The following is a 22,150-nucleotide window of genomic DNA, read 5'->3' as shown; positions in this document are numbered from 1 at the left end:
GCTCAGTCGAGCAGGTCGTGACGCACGATGACCTGGTCGCGCTCGGGGCCGACACCGATGACCGAGATGCGCGTGTTGCTCATGCCTTCGAGAGCGATCACGTAGTCCTGCGCGTTCTGCGGCAGGTCGTCGAAGGTGCGCGCGGTCGAGATGTCCTCGCTCCAGCCGGGGAAGTACTCGAGCACGGGGGTCGCGTGGTGGAAGTCGGTCTGGTTGACAGGCACCTCGTCGAAGCGCCGGCCGTCGACGTCGTAGGCCACGCACACCGGGATCTGCTCGAGTCCGGTCAGGATGTCGAGTTTGGTGAGCACGAGGTCGGTGATGCCGTTGACCCGGGTCGCGTAGCGCGTGATCGGGGCGTCGTACCAGCCGACGCGGCGCGGCCGGCCGGTGGTGGTGCCGAACTCGAAGCCGCGCGAGCGCAGCCAATCGCCCTGCTCGTCGAACAGCTCGGTCGGGAACGGGCCTGAGCCGACGCGGGTCGTATAGGCCTTGACGATGCCGACGATGCGGTCGAGCGTGCCCGGCCCGATGCCCGATCCGGTCGACGCGCCACCGGCCGTGGCCGACGACGACGTGACGAACGGATATGTGCCGTGGTCGACATCGAGCATGGTGGCCTGGCCGCCCTCGAACACCACGACCTCGCCGCGGCGCAGGGCCTCGTCGAGCAGGTACCCGGTGTCGGCGACCATCGGACGCAGGCGCTCGGCATACGACAGCAGGTCTTCGACGATCTCGTCTGCGGTGATCGCGCGGCGGTTGAAGATCTTCACCAGCAGGTGGTTCTTCTGGTCGAGGGCGCCCTCGACCTTCTGTCGCAGGATGTTCTCGTCGAAGAGATCCTGCACGCGGATGCCGACGCGGTTGATCTTGTCGGCGTACGCCGGGCCGATGCCGCGGCCGGTCGTGCCGATCATGCGCTTGCCGAGGAAGCGCTCGGTGACCTTGTCGAGCGTGCGGTGGTACTGGGTGATCAGGTGCGCGTTGGCGCTGACCTTGAGACGCGAGACGTCGATGCCGCGTCCGCCGAGCGCCTCGAGCTCGCTGAACAGCACCTCGAGGTCGATCACGACGCCGTTGCCGATCACCGGGGTGACCCCGGGCGACAGGATGCCGGAGGGCAGCAGGTGCAGCGCGTACTTCTCGTTGCCGACCACGACGGTGTGGCCCGCGTTGTTGCCGCCGTTGAACTTGACGACCCAGTCGGTGCGCTCGCCGAGCAGGTCGGTGGCCTTGCCCTTGCCCTCATCGCCCCACTGGACGCCGACGATAACGATTCCTGGCATGGGTATCCCCCTTGCTTTCGCCGGGTTTGCACCGGCTGATGAGCTGGCCCTTGTCGGGCGACTCCATCCTACCGAAGGGCTGTTTCGCGGCCGTTTCGGCCTGTGGGGGCGGCGGGCGGCGGGGGCGGCGGGCGCGATGCGCACGTCTGCAGGACCGATGCACGAATGCAGGAGGAGAGCACTGATTTCGTCCTGCATCCGTGCCTGCGTCCTGCAGATGCACGCGCCTGAGCGGCGTCGGATGCGCGGGCCTGAGCGGCGTCGACGAAGAGCTGGCGGAAAAGCATCGGATGCTGTCGCTCGGGCGCATCGCCGATGTCGGTGGCCGGTGCCAGGATCGGAGGATGCCGAAGACCGGTCGCGTGCGCCGCGACGACAGCCTGAATCCCGCGAAGCCCCGCACGCAGGGACCGCTCGTGCTCGTCGCCGCCCTGGTGACGGTGGTGCTGTGGGCGTCGGCGTTCATCGGCATCCGCGGCGCCGGTCCGCACTTCGATCCGGGCGCACTCGCGCTGCTGCGCATGGCGGTGGGCACCGCGGTGCTCGCGATCATCGCGGTGCGCCACGGCATCCGGCTTCCCGACCGCCGGCACTGGTGGCTCGTGGCGGTGTGGGGCATCGGCTGGTTCTGCGTCTACAACCTCGCCCTCAACGCCGCCGAGCGCACCCTCGACGCGGGCACGGCGGCGATGGTCGTGAATCTGGCACCGCTCATGGTCGTGGTCTTCAGCGGACTCTTCCTGCGTGAGGGCTTCCCCAAGCCGCTCATCATCGGAGCGCCGATCGCCTTCCTCGGCGTGGTGCTGATCGGCATGAATTCGTCGACGAGCGAGGGCGCCGACATCACCGGGCTGCTGCTCGCGCTGCTCGCCGCCGTGATGTACGCGGGATGCACGCTGTTGCAGAAGCGCCTGCTCAGCGCGGGCACCGACGCGACGACCCTGACATTTCTCGGTGCAACAGCCGGCACCGTCGCGCTGCTCCCCTGGGTGGGCAGCCTGATCAGCGCGCTGCAGACCGCCCCTCTCGACTCGACGCTCTGGGTGATCTATCTCGGCATCTTCCCGACGGCGGTCGCCTTCACCACCTGGGCGTACGTGCTGCAGCGCAGCACCGCGGGCCAGACGTCGGCAACCACCTACGTCGTGCCCGCGATCGCGATCCTCATGTCGTGGGCGATCCTCGGCGAGTTGCCGACCCCGCTCATGTTCGTCGGCGGTGCACTGTGCCTGCTCGGAGTGCTCGTGACACGGATGCGCTGGGGCCGTCGCGCCTGATCACTGCTCCTCCCATCGCCCCGCGGGCCCAGTGTCGACATACCGGTATTTCGGCCTAGCGTCGACCGGCATCCCGACCGATAAAGTGTGCGCGGAGGCGAAATGAAGACCTGGTGGCCCTACGCACGCCTCGCCGCGGCGGCGCTCGCACTCGCGGCGATCTTCGCGCAGCTCGCGCGCAGCCTCGAGAATGCTCTCGCAACCACCACCGAGTGGGGTCAGCATCTGCCGACTGTCGCCGCGAACTTCTTCAGCTTCTTCACCATCCTGTCGAACCTGCTCGCGGCGATCGTGCTGGTCATCGCGGCGACTTGGGCTCTCCGCCACCGTCGCGACGGCGAGAGTGAGCCTGGTTGGCTGGCGGTCCTCCTGGTCTGCGTCAGCACCTACATGATCGTCACCGGCATCGTCTACAACACCCTGCTTCGAGGCGTCGAACTGCCGCAGGGCTCCACGGTCCCCTGGTCGAACGAGGTGCTGCACGTCGTCTTCCCGCTCTTCCTGCTCGCCGACCTGCTGTTCGCCCCGCGTCGCCGCGCGCTGCGCTGGCGCACCGTGGCGACGGTCACGGTCTTCCCGATCGTCTGGGTCGTCTACACGATGATCCGCGCGAACCTCATCATCGCCCCCGCCACCGGCGAGACCTGGTGGTACCCGTATCCGTTCCTCAACCCCCACATCGTGCCCGGCGGCTACCTCGGCGTCGCCGGCTACATCGTCGGCATCGCCATCGCGATCATCGGCGTCGCCTGCGTGGTCGTCTGGGTGGGCCGCAAGCGCGGCGCGGCAGTCCCCAGCACGGCCTGATCCGGCACGCGGAGCCGCTACTCCGTGACACCTGCATGCTCGGATCACGGATGCATGCCGCAGGGGCCGTTCTGAGCATGCATCTGTGAGCTCGACCTGCATCCGTCGCCGGGCCGGAGCGGCGAGACCGGATGCGGTTACGCTGTTCGACGGGGGGGTCGTCGATGCGTCCCCCGTGGGAACGAGGAGACATACCGATGAACGAGCCCTACGCGCCCGGCCCCTCTGCAGGTACGACGCCGCCGCCTCCGCCCGCGCCCCCCACCCAGACAGCTCCACCGGCCGCTCCCGCGACCCGCGCCGCCGCCTCAGCCTCGGCCCCCGCCGCGTCGACGTCCGCGAGCAAGAGGTCCGAGGCCCCCACCGAGGCTGAGCTTCACCGCGCGACCGCCGTGCTCAAGACCGTGTCAGACGCGTACTCCGCGAAGATGGTCGGCCAGGAGCGGCTGCGCATGAGCCTGCTGATCTCACTGATCGCGGGTGGGCACATCCTGCTCGAGAGCGTCCCCGGGCTTGCGAAGACGACCGCCGCGAGCACGCTCGCCGACACCGTGAGGGCGAAGTTCAAGCGCATCCAGTGCACGCCCGACCTGCTGCCCAGCGACATCACCGGCAACCAGATCTACGATGCGGCCACCGGATCGTTCCGCACCGTGCTCGGCCCGGTGCACGCGAACTTCGTGCTGCTCGACGAGATCAACCGCTCGAGCGCCAAGACCCAGAGCGCCATGCTCGAGGCGATGCAGGAGCACCAGACCACGATCGGCGGCGAGGTGCACCACCTGCCCAAGCCCTTCCTCGTGATCGCGACGCAGAACCCGATCGAGCAGGAGGGCACCTACGAGCTGCCCGAGGCGCAGATGGACCGCTTCCTGCTGAAGGAGATCGTCGAGTACCCGAGCCCCGCCGAGGAGTTCGAGATCCTCGGGCGCATCGACTCGGGTGTGCTCGACCCCGACCGCCACGTGTCGAGCGCGATCAGCCTCGACGACGTGCACATGCTGCAGGACGTCGCGAGCCGCATCTACGTCGACCCGGCGATCCGCAACTACATCGTCTCGATCGCCTACGTGACCCGGAACCCCGCGCCCTACATCGGCGAGGAGCGCGCCCGCTTCATCAAGTACGGCGCCAGCCCCCGCGCGAGCATCGCGTTTCTGCAGGCGTCGCGCGCCCTGGCGCTGCTGAACGGCCGCGGTCACGTGATCCCCGAGGACATCCGCTCGCTGCGCCACCTCGTGCTGCGCCACCGCGTGCTGCTGACCTTCGAGGCCGACGCAGACGGCATCCGCAGCGAGGAGATCATCGACCAGATCTTCGCCGCGGTGCCCACACCCTGACCCTTCGACACGCTCAGGGACCGCCCATCGACAAGCTCAGGGACCGCCCAGAATGTCCAGCCTGATCGCCCAGGTGAAGAGCAAGCTCTTCATCCACTCGTCGCGCAAGTCGCTGCACGCGCTCGACGGCGCCTACGCGTCGCTGCTGCACGGCCGCAGCCTCGACTTCGAGGATCTGCGCAAGTACGAGTACGGCGATCAGGTGCGCGACATCGACTGGCGCGCCACGGCACGACTGGGCACCCCGTTGGTCAAGCGACACCGCGCCATGCGCATGCACACCATCCTGTTCGTGGTCGACACCGGACGCTCGATGGCCGCGCTCGCGCACGACGAGAGGTCGAAGAAGGATCTCGCGATCCTCGCCACCGGCGTGCTCGGCGTGCTCGCGCTGCGCCACGGAGACGACTTCTCCCTCGTCTACGGCGACTCCGACCGCATCCGCCGTCGCGCACCGGGCCGCAGCGAGGGCGCGCTCGAACACGCCCTGCGCACGATCGACCAGTCGATCGACTCGAGCACAGCATCGAGCGACCGAGACGCGCTGCTGTCGTACGTCACCCGCACGATCTCGCGGCGCATGATCGTGGTCGTCATCACCGACGAGGCTCCGGTCACCGAAGAGACAGAGCGGATGCTGCGCCGACTGCGCGTGCAGCACGACGTGCTGTGGTTGACCGTGAGCGACGCCGATCCGGTGCTCGACCACGCGACGGGTACCGTCCGCAGCGATGTCGACAGCATGTGGGAGGTGCCCGACTTCGTGCAGGGCGACCCCGACATCATCCGCGAGCTCGCGGCGCAGACCGAGGCCGACGCCGCACGTCTGGCAGAGCTGCTCAAGCGCATGGAGATCAGCCACACCGTTCTGGCCGGCCAGGACGACGCCGTCGCGCAGCTGCTGCAGCTGCTCGCTGCGCGCAGTGGGGGCAGACGCGCCGCGGCGCCCGCACCCGGTGGGTCCCTGAGCCCGTCGAACGGTCGGAGGTCGAATGCCCGGCTCTGATGAGCTCTACCCGCCGTTCCAATACGGCTGGGGATGGCTCCTGCTCGCCTTCGGCATCCTGCTGCTGATCATCGCGGCGGCGTGGCTGATCGTCGCCCTGACGCGACCGCGGCGCGACCTCACGCTGACACGCGACGCACAGGGACCCACCCTGCTCACGACCGACGTGCTGTCGCAGCTGAGAGTCGAGTATTTCGACCGCATCCAACGGATCGAAGACGACTACCGCGCACGCACGCTCTCGGCCCGCAACGCGAATCTCGAGCTCAGCCGCGTGGTGCGCACGTTCGTGAACGAGTACAGCGGCCTCGAGGCCCCGGTGCTCGCGCTCGACGATCTCGTGTCGCGCGGAGTGCACCCCGCCCTGGTCGACGCGATGGGGCGCCACTATTACCCGAGCATCTTCCGACCTGGCCCTGCGATCGATCCGATCGCAGGCGCCGAGGCGGCCAGAACGGTGGTGCGCACGTGGCACTAGCGAACGGCTGGCTCATCCTCGTCGCCGTCGGCGTCGTCGTCATCGCAATCACGCTCGGCATCATCATCGGTCTGCGGAGCACGGTGAAGACCGAGGCGCACGAGCGGGCGCGTGTCGCGCGCGCCGAACGCCTGCGCGCGCTGCCGACGTTCCGTCAGGCGCTGAACCGACGTGTGCTGGCGCTGTCGAGCATCCTGCTGATCGGCGTGGTCGCGGCCCTGGCCGCCGGAGTCGTCTCGGCGCGCCCCATGGCGTCGCAGACCATCCAGCCCGTCAACACGAGCCGCGACATCATGCTGTGTCTCGACGTCTCGGGCTCGATGAGCGAGGTCGACGTCGAGGTGCTCACGGTGTTCGAAGAGCTGCTCGAGGATTTCGAAGGCGAGCGCATCGGCCTCACGATCTTCAACAGCTCGCCCGTGCAGATCTTCCCCCTGACCGATGACTACGAGTTCATCCGCGACCATCTGCGGAGCATCCGCGAGAGCTTCGAGTTCAGCGAGTCGATCCCCGAGCACTGGGTCGGCACGCTCAACGGCAACGGCGCCTCGCTGATCGGCGACGGTCTGGCTGCATGTGCCATGGCATTCGACCACCCCGACGACGAGCGGTCGCGATCGATCATCTTCGCCACCGACAACGAGGTCAACGGCGCCTCGATCGTGACTCTCGACGAGGCTGCCGCCTACGCCGATTCGAACGGAGTCCGGGTGTTCGCCCTCAACCCGGTGCAGGGCAAGGATGCCGACGTCAGCGCCGAGCTCACCAGGGCCGCCGAAGCCACGGGCGGCCAGGCCTTCGGCCTGCGCGACACCACCACCGTGAGCGACATCGTCGCGCAGGTTCAGGAGCAGGAGGCGGCCGCGCTCAAGGGCCAGGCGCAGGTCGTCTGGACAGACGCCCCGAACCTCTGGATCGTCGTGCTGATGATCTCGATGCTGTCGTTCGTCGTCGTGCTCTGGAGGGTGAGACTGTGATCTTCCAGCCCGTCCTCAACGTCTTCCTGCTCGTGCTGCTGTGTGCGCCGGTGGCCGCTCTCGCCGTGATCGCACTGACCAAGGCGAAGGGCCGAGACAAGGCCCTGTGGGCCATGCGGCTGGTCATGCTGTTGGCCTGCTTCTTCATGTTCCTGCGCCCGGGAATCCCCGGTGGCGCCACGCAGACGCTCGCGACCGACACGGACATCGTGCTCGTCGTCGACACCACCGCCAGCATCGTCGCCGAGGACTGGAACGGCGATGAGCCGCGCCTCGACGGCGTCCGCGCCGACGTGCAGGCGATCGTCGATGAGTACCCGGGTGCCCGCTTCGCCCTGATCACCTTCGACGCCTCAGCTGATCTGCGGATGCCGCTCACCACCGATACGACCGCGCTCGTCTCTTCACTCGAGGTGCTTCGCCCCGAGGTGACGAGCCAGTCGCGCGGCAGCTCGATCGGCATCGCCAACCAGCTGCTCACCGACACACTGGCGAACGCGGCTGAGGCCTCGCCCGACCGCTCGCGCATGGTGTTCTACTTCGGCGACGGCGAGCAGACGGTGACGTCGCCACCCGAGCCGTTCGACGGCAGCGAGAGGCTCACTGATGCCGGCGCGGTGCTCGGCTACGGCACGGCCGAAGGCGGGCCGATGAGGCTCACCACCGGCAGCGTCGAGGGCTCGTCGAGCGAGTACATCGAGTATCAGGGGGCGAACGCCCTGTCGGTGATCGACGAGGCGAACCTCGAGGCGATCGCCGCGGATCTCGGCGTCGACTACCAGCACCGCACCGCGGATGCCGAGCTGACCCTGCCCGAGGCTCCATCGACCACCACCAGCTACGCCGAGTCGGGTTCGGTCGGCAACGTGACCGAGCTGTACTGGATCGCCGCCCTCGTCGTCATGGCGCTGCTCGGTGTGGAGCTCACGAGGGCGAGCATGCTGGTCGCCCGTCTGCGTCTGCTCCGAGCGCCGTCGGCGTCCCCCCGCCGGAAGAGGCCGACCTCCGGAGGTGCCGAATGACCGCTCCGTCGACGCGCGAGGGCGCGACGCCGCCCGGCAGCCCCGAAGACCTGAGGGCGTCAGCCGCCGCCGCGCTGCTCGCCTCGAATCGTCGCCGTCGCAGCATCCGTCGGTGGATCGCGATCGGCACGCTGCCCCTCGCGCTGGCCGCCCTGCTGTTCGTCGGCAAGATCCTCAGCATGTACGCGTTCGCGCACCAGTCGATCACCGCCTACGTCGCCGACGACTACTCGGGTTCTGAGGCATCGGCCCGTGGCCAGGAGTTCCTCAACTGGTTCGAGCCCTACAAGGCGCCGTTCAACGTGGGCACCGCACTGGCCGGGGCCGAGAAGCTGCCGGAGGCGCGGGCGAAGCTCGAGGAGTCGCTCGACCTCGCGACCGGCCTCGAGGTGTGCACTGTGCGCATCAACCTGGCGCTCGTCCTCGAGCGCATGGGCGACGCCGCCCGCTCCGAGGGTGACGGCGCCGCAGCCGCCGAGTTCTATGGCGAGGCGCTCACCGTCACGACCGAGACGCCGGAGGAATGCAGCAGCGACGAGGCGCAGGAGCAGTCGTCCGACCCTGACCGCGACATGCAGCAGAGCCAGGAAGACCTCGAAGACCGTCTCAAGCAGAAGCAGCAGAACGAGCAGGAGCCGCCCCCGGAGGAGGAGCAGGAGCAGGAGCAGCAGCCCTCGGACGAGAAGCTCGAAGAGCTCGAGGAGAGACTCGAGCAGGGCACGCAGGAGCGCGATCAGCAGCAGGGCGACGACGGCGGCGGCTCAGGGACGGACAAGCCATGGTGATGGATCACGAGAAGCAGCGGGCCCGCTACGTCGCCGGCACCGAGGGTGCACCGCCCGTGCCGCCACCGGGCGGCTACCGCAACGCACGCCGTCAGTCCGGACCTGTCGTGCAGCACCCGGGCTCCCCGGCCATGTCGGGCACGGCGACCGCGGCCGAAGCCTCGGCGGAGGAGAAGAAACCGGCGAACGCACTCGGCTGGGTCGCCCTGGTCGTCGGCATCCTGTTCGCTCTGATCCTCCTCATCACCCTGGCGATCGGAGCGACCGACGCGCTCTACGGCGTGACGATGCTGGCCCTGCAGCTCGTGGTCGTGGCAGTCATCATCGGCGCGATGTTCACCGCCCGTGGACGCACCCTGGCGGCGGTCGCCCTGGCGATCACCCTGATCTTCAACGTCGCCACGGTGGGCGGCATCGGCGCGCTGCAGACCTCGGCCTCGGGCAGCTATGACGGCATGAAGACCGAGGAGCAGAAGCACGAAGAGGCCTACCCGGGCATCAAGGGCACGGATCCTCAGGATGCGCTGCGGCAGCAGTCGCTGGAAGACGTGCAGGCCGAGGCCGACAGCCTGTTCGCCGACATCCGCGAGCGCGTCACCGCCGAATACGGGTACGAGTGGGTGCAGGTCGGCGACGAGGACCTGCGACCAGAGCGCAACGGCTACGGCGGAGAGTCGATGCTCATCGAGTACACGTCCGTCGGCTGGGCGACCACCGAGCCGATCCAGGATTACAGTCTGAAGCTCGAGGTCATGGCCACGATCGATGACGTCGTCGCCGAACACGGCCTGCCGTCGCTGTACTCGTTCAACGGCGAGTACTCGGGCATCGACCCGTCGATGATCGCGAAGCTCTACGGCAGCGAGGACCCCCGCGAGCAGCACACGTGGGAGTACTACACCGAGAACTACCCCGACCCGATGCGGTTCTACACGAACATCTTCGACCTCTCGAACGACCCGTCCGGCGACTTCCTGAAGACCCGGGAGGCGCAGAGTGCCCGCACCGGAGAGCCGCTCGAGGGGCTGCAGATGGTCGTCATCGCGAGCGCGGTGCTCAGCGACGCCGACCGCGCCGAGTTCGAGCAGAAGCTGCAGGAGTACCCCGGGTTCTGAGTCCTGGCGGGCGTGCCACCCTGGGGGCGCACTCGTCTGATCTCGCGACGCCCGCCTCAACTCGCGAGCGACAACCCCGCGGCGAGCGCGAATCCCAGCACCGTCGCGAGCCCCGTCACCTGCTTGGCCTTCTCCTGCGCATCCGGGACCATCGAGTCGACGAGCATGACGAGCAGAGCACCGGCCGCGAAGCCACTCGCGCCTGCGCGGAACTCATCGCCGGTCGCACTCGCCAGGCCGAAGCCCGCGACGGTCGCGAGGGCGCAGATCACCGAGATGCCGGCCCAGAGCAGCAGCACGCGCGACTTGGCCATGCCGCCCTTCAGCAGGTCGGCCGCCGATCCGATCGACTCGGGCAGGTTCGAGACCACGATCGCCACGACGAGGGCGATGCTCACCGGCTCACCGGATGCGAGACCGATGCCCAGCACCAGCTGCTCGGGGATGCCGTCGAGCAGCGCGCCGAGCGCGAGCGGCGCCCCGGCGCCATGATCCTTCGACTTCGCGGCCCGCGCATCGAGGAGCCGGTCGGCGAGGAAGTACGCCAGAGCTCCCGCCGCGACGCCGATGACGAGCGGGATGGGGCCGGCGAGATCCAGCCCCTCCTCCCACAGCTCGAACGCGATGGATGCCATGAGAGCGCCGGCGCCGAAGCCGAGCACGATGCCGAGCCAGCGCGGCGGCCAGGTGCGCAGCAGGGCGAGCGCGGCACCGATGATCAGGGGCGACGCCGCGACGACGCCCCACAGGATCGCTCCCCCCATGCCGACCTCCTTCAGGGCAACTCTGCCACCGTCCCGACCGGATGTGCAGAGGCCGCGCGCAGCCGTCTCCTGCGTTCAGCCGTCGCGCGATGACTCCGGGCCCCGCCGCTCGCGCCCTTCCCGTCCGAAACAGCCGACACGCCGCCGATAGACTGGGAAGCATGTCCAAGGTCCTCCAGTCACTTCCCGTCGGCGAGCGCGTCGGCATCGCCTTCTCCGGAGGACTCGACACCTCCGTCGCCGTCGCGTGGATGCGCGACAAGGGCGCCGTCCCCTACACGTACACCGGCGATCTCGGGCAGTACGACGAAGACGACATCGAGTCGATCCCCGGCCGCGCGCTCGAGTACGGCGCCGAGGCCTCGCGTCTGGTCGACTGCAAGACCGCCCTGGTCGAGGAGGGTCTCGTCGCGCTGTCGTGCGGCGCCTTCCACATCCGTTCGGGCGGACGCACATACTTCAACACCACGCCCCTCGGCCGCGCCGTCACGGGCACGCTGCTCGTGCGCGCCATGAAGGAGGACGGCGTCGACATCTGGGGCGACGGTTCGACCTACAAGGGCAACGACATCGAGCGGTTCTACCGCTACGGCCTGCTGGCCAACCCGCGTCTGCGCGTGTACAAGCCGTGGCTCGACGCCGACTTCGTCACCGAGCTCGGCGGCCGCAAGGAGATGAGCGAATGGCTCGTCTCCCACGACTTCCCCTATCGCGACTCGGTCGAGAAGGCGTATTCGACCGACGCCAACATCTGGGGCGCCACGCACGAGGCGAAGACCCTCGAGCACCTGAACGTCTCGCTCGAGACGGTCGACCCGATCATGGGCGTCAAGTTCTGGGACCCGTCGGTCGCTATCGAGACCGAAGACGTCTCGGTCACGTTCGAGGCCGGACGCCCGGTCGCCATCAACGGCGTCGAGTACACCGACCCGGTGGCCCTCGTCATGGAGGCCAACACGATCGGCGGACGCCACGGCCTCGGCATGAGCGACCAGATCGAGAACCGCATCATCGAGGCGAAGTCGCGCGGCATCTACGAGGCCCCGGCCATGGCGCTGCTCTTCATCGCCTACGAGCGCCTCGTCAACGGCATCCTGAACGAAGACACCCTCGCGACGTATCACGAGCAGGGTCGTCGCCTGGGTCGCCTCATGTACGAGGGTCGCTGGCTCGAGCCGCAGTCGCTGATGCTGCGCGAGTCGATCCAGCGCTGGGTCGGCCTCACGATCTCGGGCACCGTCACGGTCCGTCTGCGCCGGGGCGATGACTGGACGATCCTCGACACCACGTCGCCGAACCTGTCGTACGGCCCCGAGAAGCTGTCGATGGAGCGCGTCGGCGACGCCGCCTTCGGCCCGGTCGACCGCATCGGACAGCTCACCATGCGCAACCTCGACATCGCGGACTCGCGCTCGCGTCTCGAGCAGTACGCGGGTCTCGGCCTCATCGGCGGCGCCACCGGCGAACTCGTCGGACGCGTCACCGCCGGCGAGTCGGGCGAGATCACGGGCTCCGTCGAGGAGTTCGATGAGAACCTCGCCGACGCCGTGGACACCGCATCCGAGGGTGCCGCCTTCGACTCCGGACTCGACTGACTCTCAGTTCTTCAGAAGGGGGGCGGGTGCTGCGGCATCCGCCCCCTCTTCTGTCTGTGCCCGTCGCTCCGCGTTCACAACTCAGGACGATCGTAGGGTTTTCGCGTGCGAACACCCCCGTCCGACCGGATCGGGATCGATAGTCCTGAGTTATGGACGAGCCGCCCTCCGGACGCTGTGAGTCCTCCGAGTTATCTTGCACACAGCTGTGCATAATACGTAGAATGGGAGCATGACCACCCGTGCTCCCCGCCGCGACTCCGTCGAGAACCGCGCCGGAATCCTCGACGCGGCCCGTGCGACCCTCGCAACCGACCCTCGCGCCTCGATCGACGTCATCGCCCGCAGCGCCGGCCTGTCGCGCCGCACCCTCTACGGCCACTTCGACGACCGCGAAGCTCTGATCCGCGAGCTGATCTCGGTCGGAGCGCAGCGCTTCAACGCGATCGCCGAGTCCGTCGCCGACACCGACTCGCGCATCGCACTGGCCCGCCTCGCCGCACGACTCTGGCAGGAGGCCGCGCACGTGCAGGTCGCCGCCGCGCTCGCCCTCGACGAAGCCCACGTGCAGCACACCGCAGACGCCCTGGCCCCGCTGCGCCGCACCGTCGCCGCCCTCGCGCGGCGCGGACAGGAAGACGGCAGCTTCCGCACCGACCTCTCGGCCCCGACGCTCGCCCGTCTGATCGAAGAGGTCGCACGCACGGTCGTCTCGCGCACGGATGCCCACAGCACCGGCGCGGCCGGCCTCGCCGTGCGCACGTTGCTCAGCATCGCCGGACTCTCGTGGCGCGAGGCCGATGAGCTGCTGAGCGCGCACCCCGACATCGCCGAATCGCAGGAGGTCAGCGCATGAGAGTCACTCTGCACGAGGTGAGCAAGGGGCGCGGCGGTCAGTCGTTGCCCACGACGAGCCTCGAGTTCCACAGCGGTGCGGTGCGCTTCGCCCTCGCCGAGACCGAGCAGCGGCCGACCGTGCTCGGCCTGATCGCCAGCGGGCGGATGCGACCGGACACCGGACGTGTGACGATCGACGGAGACTCGAACAACAAGGCGCTGCGTCGCACGATCGCACTGGTCGATGCCCCCGACGTCAGCGACCCGCACGCCGACATCACCCTCGCGGGCGTGGTGGGCGAAGAGCTCATGTTCGCCGGTCTCGGCGCGACGCCGCTGCACGCACGCCGCTGGCTGAATCAGCTCGGCTTCGGCGACCTCGCCGGTGTGCCGATCGGCAACGTCGACCCGGCCGCACGCGTGCGCATCCTGTGCGAGCTCGCGATCCTCCGCGAGGGCACCGAGGGCATCGTGCTCGTCGCGCCCGATCGTCACGGCGGCAGCCCCGACGGCTGGTGGCGCATCGCCTCGGAGTTCGCAGACCGCGGCTACGCCATGCTCGTCGTCATCGGCGGATCCGCTGCGGTGGCCCTCGAACGCATGCATGAGCTCGAGGCGATCAACGCCTCCGGTCCGATCCCGCCCCTCGTGCTCGACCGCACCCCCTGGTCGTCGAGCGAAGACAGCGAAGACGGCGAAGACGGCGAAGCCGACCGAGACGAAACGCCCGACCTCGACACCCCGACCGACACGACAGAGAACGGAGGCGGGCGATGAAGGTTCCCGCCATGATCGCCGCCGAGCTGCGGCGCCTCACCGCGAGCAAGATGGGCGTCATCGCCTTGATCGCACTCGTGTGCGTGCCGATCCTCTATGGCGGACTGTATCTCTGGGCCAACCAGGACCCGTATGCGAAGTTCCCCGACGTGCCGGTGGCACTGGTCGTCGATGACGCCGGGGCCCCTGCCCCCACCACGGGAACGGAGGCCGAGACAGGCGAGACCGTCAACTACGGCGAGGACGTCGCCGAGAACCTCATCGACGGCAACGCCTTCGACTGGCAGCGCATGTCGGCCGACGAGGCCGCAGACGCGTTGCGCGAGGGAACGGTCGACTTCACCGTCACGATCCCTGACGATTTCTCTGCGGCCCTGACCTCGGCGGCGGGCGACGACCCCCACCAGGCGCGCATCGAACTCGAGACCAACGACGCGAACAACTACCTCGCGTCGTCGATGGGCACTCAGGCGGTAGAGAAGATCCGCAGCTCGGTGGCCGAGATGGTCGGCAGCGAAGCTGCGGAGCGCCTGCTCACCGGACTCAGCGAGGTGCGGGACAACCTCGTCACCGCGGCCGACGGCGCGAGCCAGCTCACCGATGGCGCCAACACGGCTGCGACCGGCAGCGCCACCCTCGCCGACGGCACGTCTCAACTCGCCGACGGCACGTCTCAACTCGCGGGTGGCGCGTCTGAGCTCGCCGGCGGTGCGTCTCAGCTCGCCGGCGGAGCGGCGACTCTCGCCTCTGGTGCTCAGCAGGTCAGCGACGGCAACCGGCAACTGGCCGACGTCGCCGACCGCGCCGGGTCTGCTGTGCAGCAGGCGACGGATGCCCTGCCCCAGGCACGCCAGGACATCGCGACGGTCCTCACGGATCAGGGCCTGACGCAGGAGGAGGTCGATCGGGTGCTCGCGACCCTCGATCCGCTGGGCACCCGCCTCGAAGAGGGCAATGCCACCGTGCAGAACGCGGTCGACAAGGTCGACCAGCTCGCCGCCGGAGCCGAGTCGGTGGCATCCGGTGCCTCGCAGCTCGCCAGCGGCACGCAGACGCTCGCCGGCGGCGCGCAGACCCTCGCCACCGGCGCGCAGACCGTGGCCACGGGCGCAGCGTCGGCGAACGACGGCGCGGCTCAGCTGCGCGACGGGCTCAGCACCCTCGCGTCGGGCACGGCCGAGCTGCGCGACGGGCTCTCCGACGGGGTCGAGCAGATCCCCGTGTCGACCCCCGAACTGCGCACGCTGCAGGCCGACACAATCGCAGACCCCGTCAAGGTGTCGAGCGACAAGGTCGCGTCCGCCGAGGACTACGGCGCGGGCCTCGCACCGTTCTTCGCCGCGCTGTCGGCCTGGATCGGCATCTACGCGCTGTTCCTCATCGTCAAGCCGATCTCTCGCCGCGCCGTGACCGCGCTGCACTCCCCGATCCGAGTGACTCTGGCCGGCTGGCTGACTCCGGCGATGCTGGGAGCGGTGCAGATGGTCGGACTGATGGGCATCCTCGCGATCACCCTGGGCTTCACGTTCAACAACCCCATCGGCACACTGGGCGTGATGATCTTCGCATCGGCGACGTTCGCGGCGATCATCCTCACGCTGAACGTCTGGCTCGGCTCGGTCGGGCAGTTCCTGGGCCTGGTGCTCATGGTGCTGCAGCTCGTCACTGCCGGCGGCACCTTCCCCTGGCAGACACTGCCCGCTCCGCTGGCCGCGCTGCATCACGTGCTGCCACTCGGCTACGTGGTCGACGCCATGCGGCAGCTCATGTACGGCGGCGATCTCGGCAGGGCGGGATGGGATCTGGTGGTGCTCGGGATCTGGTTGGTCGGCGCTCTGCTGCTCGCCGCCATCGGGGTGACGCGTATGACGCACCGGCGTACGCTGCGCGATCTGCAGCCGAGTCTGATCGGTTGACACTGCGGGCGGGGCGAGAACCCCCGCCCGCAGCGCCGTTGTGGGTAGTATTCCCAGAGTGCGTCGGTGAGACGCACTCTGGGACTCTCTGGGACTGAGTTCCGCCATGCCACCCGAAAGAGTTCTCGAAGATGACAACCCATTCGACCGAGATCGCCGACCCGTCGCGCCCCTCCCTGGGTGCCCGCATCGGGCGCATCGTCTTCCTCGTCGTCGCCGCGATCATCGTGGTCGCCGTCGCCGCCGCCTTCTTCGTGACCTGGACCATCCAGCGGTCCTTCCCTCAGACCGACGGCACCGTCCCGCTCGACGGCCTGCAGGCCCAGGTCACGGTGCAGCGCGACGACCGCGGCATCCCGACCATCACCGCCGACTCGAGCCACGATCTCTTCTACGCGGAGGGATTCGTGCACGCGCAGGATCGCTTCTTCGAGATGGACTTCCGACGACACGTGACGGCCGGGCGCGTGGCGGAGATGTTCGGCGAATCGCAGGCCGCAACGGATGCATTCCTGCGCACCCTCGGGTGGCGCAAGGTCGCCGAGGCCGAGGTCGAGGCCATGGACGACGTGACCCGCGGCTACTACGAGGCCTACGCCGACGGCGTCAACGCCTATCTCTCCTCACGCTCCGGTGCCGAGCTGTCGCTCGAATATGCCGTTCTCGGAATACAGAATCCCGAATACGAGCCCGAGCCCTGGGAACCCGCCGATTCGGTCGCCTGGCTGAAGGCCATGGCCTGGGATCTCCGCGGCAACATCGAGAACGAGGCCGAGCGTGCGCTGCTGACCGCTCAGCTCTCCGAGACCTCGGACGCTACCGCGATCACCGCGACACTCGACGAGCTCTACCCCGCGTATCCGTTCGACGAGCACCCGGTGATCGTGCCGGGCCTGACGACCGCCTCGACTCTCGAGAGCGGGGCCGAGCCTGCCGCGTTCACGACCGATGCGAACGACGACGAGATGCAGCAGGCCGCGACGACGATCGAGTGGCAGGAGGCCTCCGACGTGATCGAGGCCGCGAGCCTGCTCGTCGGCGACGTCGGTGAGGGAATCGGGTCGAACTCGTGGGTCGTGTCGGGAGACCTCACCGAGACCGGCATGCCGCTGCTCGCCAACGACCCGCACCTGGGCGCATCGCTGCCGTCGGTCTGGTATCAGGTGCAGTTGCGATGCAGCGAGGTCACCGACGAGTGCCCGTTCGACATGGCCGGCTTCTCGTTCTCCGGGCTTCCCGGCATCGTGATCGGCCACAACCAGCAGATCGCCTGGGGCTTCACCAACCTGACGACCGACGTGACCGATCTCTACATCGAGCGCATCGAGGGCGACCAGTATTGGCGCGACGGAACGCTGGTGCCGATCGAGGAGACCACCGAGACGATCACGGTCGCCGGCGGTGACGACATCGACCTCACCATCCGGTCGACCGTGCACGGACCCATCATCTCGGGGCTCACCGACGACTTCACAGCGATCGCCGACGACCCGGTGCCCGGCCTCGCCGCCGGAGGCGCGACCGGTGAAGCGCCCACGGGTGAGGCCTCCGAATACGCGGTCAGCCTGCGCTGGACAGCGCTCGACCCCGGTACCGCCGCGACCGCGATCTTCGCGCTGTCGACCGCTCAGGACTTCGACGAGTTCCGCTCGGCGGCCGCCCTCTTCGACGTGCCGGCGCAGAACCTCGTCTACGCAGACGTCGAGGGCAACATCGGCTACCAGACGCCCGGACGCCTGCCCGTACGAGGAGCCGGCGACGGATGGATGCCGCAGCCCGGGTGGGACAGCAGCTACGACTGGACCGGGTTCATACCCTTCGGCGAGCTGCCGGTGTCGTACAACCCGGCATCCGGCTACATCGTGACCGCGAACAACGCGATCGTCTCCGACGACTACCCGTACTTCCTCTCGCGGGACTGGGACTACGGCTACCGCGCGGATCGCATCGCCCACCTGATCGAACGACGCGTGGCAGCCGCTCCGCTCACCGCGCAGGACATGCGCGAGATCCAGATGGACAGCGAGATGTGGATCGGCAAGCGTCTGGCATCCGCGATGGACGATGTCGAGGTGAAGGGCGCAGGCGTCGAGGATGCCGTGGCTCTGCTGCGCTCGTGGGATGCACAGAACGACGCGGGGTCGGCAGCAGCCGCCTACGCGAACGTGCTCTGGTCGAACCTCGTGCAGAACCTGTTCGCGGAACGCGACCAGCCGCTGCCGATCGACGGTCAGGGCCGCCTCTTCACCGTCGTCGCAGACCTGCTCGACGACCCCTCCGACCCGCTCTGGGCGAACCCGGCCATCGACGTCGCAAGCATGGACGAGATGCTGGCGCGGTCGGCCGAAGACGCGTACGACGAGCTCTCCTCCCTGCAGGGCGAGGCCGTCACCGGGTGGCGGTGGGGCGACCTGCACGCGATCACCCTCACGAGCGACACTCTCGGCTCGTCGGGCATCGCCCCGATCGAGATGCTCTTCAACCGCGGCCCGTATGCGGTCGGCGGCGGCGCATCGGTGGTCAACGCGACCGGGTGGGAACTCGGGGCTTCGTACGCCACGACCACCGTGCCGTCGATGCGCATGGTGATCGACCTGGCAGACTTCGACGCGTCGACCTGGATCCACCTCACCGGTGCATCAGGCCATGCGTTCAACGAGCACTACGTCGATCAAACGGCCGACTGGGCGGCAGGCGTGCAGAGGCCGTGGGTGTTCTCCGAGAAGGCGGTCGATGCGACGACGCGAAGCACGCTGGTGCTGACGCCGGGCGGGTAGCTCTTCGGCGGACCCGCTCGTCAGGCGTCGGCGGATGCGAGCGCGGCGGATGCCGCGGCACGGCGCGCGATCACCCAGATGCCGACCGCGGCGGCGAGGAAGATCGCCGCCAGCATCGCCCATCCTGCCAAGCCGAAGGTGATCGCCGTGGCGTTCACGACGATCGGCGACGCCAGGGCTCCGAGCGAGAAGCCCATGCCGAACACGCCCTGATAGGCGCCGGCCCGCACCGGATCGGCGAGCTCGAAGCTGAGCCCCCAGGCTCCGGCCTGCGACAGGATCTCGGCGAACGTGTGCGTGATCATGCCCGCGATGAGGATGAGGATCGCGGCCCACGTCGGAAGACCTGCGGCGAGCGCGTAGATCAGGCAGGCGCCGACCATGAGCCATCCCGCGATCATCGTCACCCTTCCGGCGACCCGCACGTCGTGCGTGCCGCGCGAGGCGCGCACCTGGAACAGCACGACCAGCGCCGTGTTGACGATCAGGAGCACCGCGAACGTGGCATCCGGCGCATTCGTGTACTCGCTGATCCACAGCGGCACTCCGAGTTCTGCCACCCCGAACTGCATGCCGAAGATCGCCGAGAGCACGCTCAGCAGCAGGTACCGGGGGTCGCGCCAGGGAGAACGCCTGTTCCAGTCCTTGCGTTCGGCGGATGCCGCGGCGGTCGCCTGCGTGTCGATGGATCCCGTCTCGGTGAGCTGAGCCGTGACGCGAGCGCGCGCGGGCGCGTCGACAGCCGCGGTCAGACGGAGGAGCGAGAGAGAGCCGAGTGCGCAGACGGCACCCGCACCGGCGATGACGAGCCGGTAGGCCTCGGGCGTGCCGAGAGCCAGGGCAATCGCGCCGAAGCCGGAGCCCGCGGCGATCGCGAGGTTCGTGACCGTGCGCAGCACCGCACGGGCGTGCACCCGCTTGTCGGGCGCGAAGCCTCGCGCGATGATCGCGGACCTGGCCGAGTATCCGAGCGAGTCGAAGAAGCCCGAGAGGCTGGCGAGCAGAAGCGCCGACACGAAGTCTCCGACGAACGCATAGGCGGCGAGCAGCACACCGCCGGTCATCTCGAAGCCGAATGCGAGGCGTCGTGCGCTCCACCGATCCGCGAGCCAGCCGCCGAGGAGCGACCCCACGACACCGCATCCGCTCGACACCGCGAGCACCACGGCGGCCTGCGCGGGCGAGAGACCGATGATCTGCGTGAAGAACAACACCGTGACCGCGAGGAAGACACCGCGGCCGATGCGCGACACGGCGGTCGCGGCGACGAGCGCCCGCAGCACCGGATCGCTCAACCCGTCTGCGACGCGGGCGATGAAGCCCTTCGGCGGGCTGGGCGTCTCGCCGCCTGTCTCGATCTGATCGGGATCGGAGCTGGGCGAAGACACCCTTCATCCTCGCATGACGCACGCCCTCCTCTCAGCGCACACCGGCATACGACGCCCACCGGTTCGGGTTAGCCGCCGCGCCCGCACTCGGTTAGCGTGGGTGCGTGGTCTCCAGCTATCTCGCCCCGAAGGGCACCCCCGTCACCCTGCTCGAGTTCGAGCATGCAGGGGCGACGCTCATCGCAGAGACCTTCGGCGAAGGACCCCGCACCTTTCTGCTGCTGCACGGCATCGGCATGGGTCGCAGCGTCTACCTCGATGTCGTGCAGCGCCTGAAGGGCCGGGTCATCGCCCTCGATCTGCCTGGCTTCGGCGAAGCCCCCGAGCCCGCGCGCACCTTCACCATGGAGCGCCACGCCGACCTCGTCGCCGCCTACCTGCGGCACACCGACGAGGGCCCTGTCGTCGTGATCGGCCATTCGATGGGCAGCCAGATCGCGGCGGAACTCGCCGCCCGGCATCCCTCGCTCGTCGAAGGTGTTGTGCTCGCCGGCCCCACCGTCGACAAGGCCGCGCGCAATGTCGCGGCACAGGCCAGCTATCTCCTCACCGACCTGATCGGCGAGCGGCCGCTGGTGATCTGGCGCGGCGCCCGGGAGTACCTCCGCGGCGGCCCGCATCTCATTCGCAAGATCCGCGCGACCATCGTGCACCAGCCGGAGAAGGCGTTCGCGCGCATCGATCAGCCGGTGCTGGTGCTGCGCGGCGAAGACGACCCGCTCGCGCCGATGAGCTGGTGCCAGGAGATCCTCGACGCGATCCCCGGCGCCGATCTGCGGGTCATCCCCGACCACGGTCATGGCACGCTGATCAGCGACTCCGCGCCGGCGGCGCGCCTGATTCAGGGCTTCGCCGACGACCTCTGACCCCCACTCTCGTCGCCGTTCCGTTCACAACTCAGGACCCGAGTGCGTGTCGGCCTGATCTGCACCCCTTCATGCTCCTCGTCGCCCGGTCTTCCTGAGTTGCGAACGGAGTCCATTGGGCCTCAACGTCTCCATGACGTCCTTGAGCGCAGCCTGCACCTCATGCGGGCGGTAGAGCAGGTCACTCGCCAGCGGTCGGACTGTCACGTAGCCGATCCGGGCCGCTGCGATGTCGCGGTTTCGGTCCTCGACCTGTTTGTCCCATCCCTCGTGAAACGCCTTGCTGTCGCATTCGATGATCAGCCACCCCTCGACGACGAAGTCGACCCGGCCGACGCCGTCGACGTCGACCTGGGTTTCGAACTTCAGACCCAGCGTGCGAAGAATTAACCGCATGAAGGTCTCCGGCCCTGAGCCTGCCGCCGGATCGACGAGCGTCAGAAGCACGCGGTACCGCGGTGCGAGGCTGCGAAAGATCACCTCGAGTTCTCCGAGCGTGAGGAGACCGTGCTGCAGGACGCTGTCGAGCGTCGCCAGCGATGCGCGCGGGTCTTGGTATTTCACCGAGTGACAGATCGCCTCCGACAACAGAGTGACGTGAGACAGCCGCGACGCGGAGGGCAGGCTCCAGTGGATCCTCGCGCCTGTCTCCCGGCCCCTGAACCTTGATCGATTGCGCTCCAGGTGCACGTGCACGGCCTCCACCTTCAACACGAAGACACCGAGTAGCTGCAGGAGCGACAGGCAGCTCAGACGCCCGCCGATCCGGGCGGCGTGCGCGACCGCGCTGTCCAGACCAGGCTGCGCATAGCGGTCTCGGCGAAGCCTGAGCATGCGGCCGTCACGAACCGCATCGGTGATCTGCCGACTCGAGTAGCCCGCGGCGCGAAGCTCGTCGCGTGTGAAGACCGTGGGAACGAAGAGCTGTCGCGCAAGCTCGAACGGCGTCTGAGTCATGCGCGCAATGGTGGCTCTTCGGACACGTCGACCGGGCCCGACGGAGCTCGTGTGGACGAACCCCGTCGGTGGCCTGCTTTGTGCAGAAGGAGTCGCGCCCCTCACGCGCAGCGCTCAGCTGTTTCCATCTCAGGAAGACGCTGTCGAAGTCGAGCTCGGCGCCTGCCTGACCCACTC

Annotated in this window: 19 protein-coding genes; 15 read left to right on the top strand and 4 right to left on the bottom strand. The window is 68.6% G+C overall.

Annotated features, from left to right (window positions below):
- Positions 1-2 precede the first annotated feature (2 nt).
- Entirely contained in the window at positions 3-1,289 is a 1,287-nt protein-coding gene (locus tag ACIOU8_RS11970) for an adenylosuccinate synthase (protein WP_400789616.1), read from the bottom strand.
- Positions 1,290-1,633: 344 nt separating this feature from the next.
- Between ACIOU8_RS11970 and ACIOU8_RS11965 the strand changes: the two genes are divergently transcribed.
- The 9 genes from ACIOU8_RS11965 to ACIOU8_RS11925 all read left to right on the top strand — a co-directional run bounded on the left by ACIOU8_RS11965 (position 1,634) and on the right by ACIOU8_RS11925 (position 10,096).
- The gene (locus ACIOU8_RS11965) at positions 1,634-2,566 is read left to right on the top strand and encodes a DMT family transporter (RefSeq protein ID WP_400789613.1); all 933 of its coding nucleotides are present in this window, start codon (positions 1,634-1,636) and stop codon (positions 2,564-2,566) included.
- Positions 2,567-2,668: 102 nt separating this feature from the next.
- Complete coding sequence (locus tag ACIOU8_RS11960; protein ID WP_400789611.1) at positions 2,669-3,373, top strand: Pr6Pr family membrane protein; 705 nt, start codon at positions 2,669-2,671, stop codon at positions 3,371-3,373.
- A gap of 197 nt (positions 3,374-3,570) precedes the next feature.
- Positions 3,571-4,713, top strand: a complete 1,143-nt coding sequence (locus ACIOU8_RS11955; RefSeq protein WP_400789609.1) for an AAA family ATPase — start codon at positions 3,571-3,573, stop codon at positions 4,711-4,713.
- A gap of 52 nt (positions 4,714-4,765) precedes the next feature.
- Complete coding sequence (locus ACIOU8_RS11950; RefSeq protein WP_400789606.1) at positions 4,766-5,719, top strand: DUF58 domain-containing protein; 954 nt, start codon at positions 4,766-4,768, stop codon at positions 5,717-5,719.
- Positions 5,706-6,197, top strand: coding sequence for a hypothetical protein (locus tag ACIOU8_RS11945; protein WP_400789604.1), 492 nt, complete (start codon positions 5,706-5,708; stop codon positions 6,195-6,197). The genes ACIOU8_RS11950 and ACIOU8_RS11945 overlap by 14 nt, the downstream gene beginning before the upstream one ends.
- A complete protein-coding gene (locus tag ACIOU8_RS11940) occupies positions 6,188-7,174 on the top strand; it encodes a VWA domain-containing protein (RefSeq protein WP_400789601.1) in 987 nt (328 codons plus the stop codon). The genes ACIOU8_RS11945 and ACIOU8_RS11940 overlap by 10 nt, the downstream gene beginning before the upstream one ends.
- Positions 7,171-8,196, top strand: a complete 1,026-nt coding sequence (locus tag ACIOU8_RS11935) for a VWA domain-containing protein (RefSeq protein WP_400789599.1) — start codon at positions 7,171-7,173, stop codon at positions 8,194-8,196. The genes ACIOU8_RS11940 and ACIOU8_RS11935 overlap by 4 nt, the downstream gene beginning before the upstream one ends.
- Positions 8,193-8,981, top strand: a complete 789-nt coding sequence (locus tag ACIOU8_RS11930) for a tetratricopeptide repeat protein (RefSeq protein ID WP_400789597.1) — start codon at positions 8,193-8,195, stop codon at positions 8,979-8,981. Before ACIOU8_RS11935 ends, ACIOU8_RS11930 begins: the two co-directional genes overlap by 4 nt.
- Positions 8,981-10,096, top strand: coding sequence for a hypothetical protein (locus ACIOU8_RS11925; RefSeq protein WP_400789595.1), 1,116 nt, complete (start codon positions 8,981-8,983; stop codon positions 10,094-10,096). The genes ACIOU8_RS11930 and ACIOU8_RS11925 overlap by 1 nt, the downstream gene beginning before the upstream one ends.
- Before the next feature lie 56 nt (positions 10,097-10,152).
- Here ACIOU8_RS11925 and ACIOU8_RS11920 read toward each other — a convergent pair whose 3' ends face one another.
- The gene (locus ACIOU8_RS11920; protein ID WP_400789593.1) at positions 10,153-10,860 is read right to left on the bottom strand and encodes a ZIP family metal transporter; all 708 of its coding nucleotides are present in this window, start codon (positions 10,858-10,860) and stop codon (positions 10,153-10,155) included.
- 161 nt (positions 10,861-11,021) lie between these two features.
- Between ACIOU8_RS11920 and argG the strand changes: the two genes are divergently transcribed.
- The 5 genes from argG (at position 11,022) to ACIOU8_RS11895 (ending at position 18,762) form a co-directional block, all read left to right on the top strand.
- Positions 11,022-12,455, top strand: coding sequence for an argininosuccinate synthase (gene argG, locus ACIOU8_RS11915; RefSeq protein WP_400789590.1), 1,434 nt, complete (start codon positions 11,022-11,024; stop codon positions 12,453-12,455).
- Between the two features lie 232 nt (positions 12,456-12,687).
- Complete coding sequence (locus ACIOU8_RS11910) at positions 12,688-13,311, top strand: TetR/AcrR family transcriptional regulator (protein WP_400789587.1); 624 nt, start codon at positions 12,688-12,690, stop codon at positions 13,309-13,311.
- The gene (locus ACIOU8_RS11905) at positions 13,308-14,069 is read left to right on the top strand and encodes a hypothetical protein (RefSeq protein ID WP_400789585.1); all 762 of its coding nucleotides are present in this window, start codon (positions 13,308-13,310) and stop codon (positions 14,067-14,069) included. The genes ACIOU8_RS11910 and ACIOU8_RS11905 overlap by 4 nt, the downstream gene beginning before the upstream one ends.
- Positions 14,066-15,985 carry a YhgE/Pip family protein gene (locus ACIOU8_RS11900; RefSeq protein ID WP_400789582.1) on the top strand — a complete coding sequence of 640 codons (1,920 nt, stop codon included), beginning with the start codon at positions 14,066-14,068 and terminating at the stop codon, positions 15,983-15,985. Before ACIOU8_RS11905 ends, ACIOU8_RS11900 begins: the two co-directional genes overlap by 4 nt.
- Positions 15,986-16,116: 131 nt before the next feature.
- Entirely contained in the window at positions 16,117-18,762 is a 2,646-nt protein-coding gene (locus tag ACIOU8_RS11895) for a penicillin acylase family protein (protein WP_400789580.1), read from the top strand.
- A 20-nt stretch (positions 18,763-18,782) separates the two neighbouring features.
- Here ACIOU8_RS11895 and ACIOU8_RS11890 read toward each other — a convergent pair whose 3' ends face one another.
- Positions 18,783-20,150 carry an MFS transporter gene (locus tag ACIOU8_RS11890; protein WP_400789578.1) on the bottom strand — a complete coding sequence of 456 codons (1,368 nt, stop codon included), beginning with the start codon at positions 20,148-20,150 and terminating at the stop codon, positions 18,783-18,785.
- Between the two features lie 104 nt (positions 20,151-20,254).
- On the opposite strand from ACIOU8_RS11890, the gene ACIOU8_RS11885 reads away from it, so the two are divergent.
- A complete protein-coding gene (locus ACIOU8_RS11885; RefSeq protein ID WP_400789576.1) occupies positions 20,255-21,016 on the top strand; it encodes an alpha/beta fold hydrolase in 762 nt (253 codons plus the stop codon).
- Positions 21,017-21,085: 69 nt separating this feature from the next.
- Here the strand turns inward: ACIOU8_RS11885 and ACIOU8_RS11880 are convergent, their stop codons facing one another.
- Positions 21,086-21,973 carry a hypothetical protein gene (locus tag ACIOU8_RS11880; protein ID WP_400789574.1) on the bottom strand — a complete coding sequence of 296 codons (888 nt, stop codon included), beginning with the start codon at positions 21,971-21,973 and terminating at the stop codon, positions 21,086-21,088.
- Between the last annotated feature and the right edge of the window lie 177 nt (positions 21,974-22,150).

Origin of the sequence: Microbacterium sp. NPDC087589, assembly GCF_044743635.1 — a bacterium.
In the GTDB taxonomy this organism is placed as follows: Bacteria; Actinomycetota; Actinomycetes; order Actinomycetales; family Microbacteriaceae; genus Microbacterium.
The sequence above is the reverse complement of the archived record's forward strand: the minus strand, read 5'-3'. Positions and strand labels throughout refer to the sequence as shown.

Bases quoted from the DNA above. Each gene is read 5' to 3' on its own strand.
- ACIOU8_RS11925 (WP_400789595.1), top strand. From the start codon at position 8,981: ATGGATCACGAGAAGCAGCGGGCCCGCTACGTCGCCGGCACCGAGGGT.
- ACIOU8_RS11960 (WP_400789611.1), top strand. From the start codon at position 2,669: ATGAAGACCTGGTGGCCCTACGCACGCCTCGCCGCGGCGGCGCTCGCA.
- ACIOU8_RS11880 (WP_400789574.1), bottom strand. From the start codon at position 21,973: ATGACTCAGACGCCGTTCGAGCTTGCGCGACAGCTCTTCGTTCCCACG.
- argG (WP_400789590.1), top strand. From the start codon at position 11,022: ATGTCCAAGGTCCTCCAGTCACTTCCCGTCGGCGAGCGCGTCGGCATC.
- ACIOU8_RS11930 (WP_400789597.1), top strand. From the start codon at position 8,193: ATGACCGCTCCGTCGACGCGCGAGGGCGCGACGCCGCCCGGCAGCCCC.
- ACIOU8_RS11910 (WP_400789587.1), top strand. From the start codon at position 12,688: ATGACCACCCGTGCTCCCCGCCGCGACTCCGTCGAGAACCGCGCCGGA.
- ACIOU8_RS11950 (WP_400789606.1), top strand. From the start codon at position 4,766: ATGTCCAGCCTGATCGCCCAGGTGAAGAGCAAGCTCTTCATCCACTCG.
- ACIOU8_RS11920 (WP_400789593.1), bottom strand. From the start codon at position 10,860: ATGGGGGGAGCGATCCTGTGGGGCGTCGTCGCGGCGTCGCCCCTGATC.
- ACIOU8_RS11895 (WP_400789580.1), top strand. From the start codon at position 16,117: ATGACAACCCATTCGACCGAGATCGCCGACCCGTCGCGCCCCTCCCTG.
- ACIOU8_RS11905 (WP_400789585.1), top strand. From the start codon at position 13,308: ATGAGAGTCACTCTGCACGAGGTGAGCAAGGGGCGCGGCGGTCAGTCG.
- ACIOU8_RS11970 (WP_400789616.1), bottom strand. From the start codon at position 1,289: ATGCCAGGAATCGTTATCGTCGGCGTCCAGTGGGGCGATGAGGGCAAG.
- ACIOU8_RS11900 (WP_400789582.1), top strand. From the start codon at position 14,066: ATGAAGGTTCCCGCCATGATCGCCGCCGAGCTGCGGCGCCTCACCGCG.
- ACIOU8_RS11955 (WP_400789609.1), top strand. From the start codon at position 3,571: ATGAACGAGCCCTACGCGCCCGGCCCCTCTGCAGGTACGACGCCGCCG.
- ACIOU8_RS11945 (WP_400789604.1), top strand. From the start codon at position 5,706: ATGCCCGGCTCTGATGAGCTCTACCCGCCGTTCCAATACGGCTGGGGA.
- ACIOU8_RS11965 (WP_400789613.1), top strand. From the start codon at position 1,634: ATGCCGAAGACCGGTCGCGTGCGCCGCGACGACAGCCTGAATCCCGCG.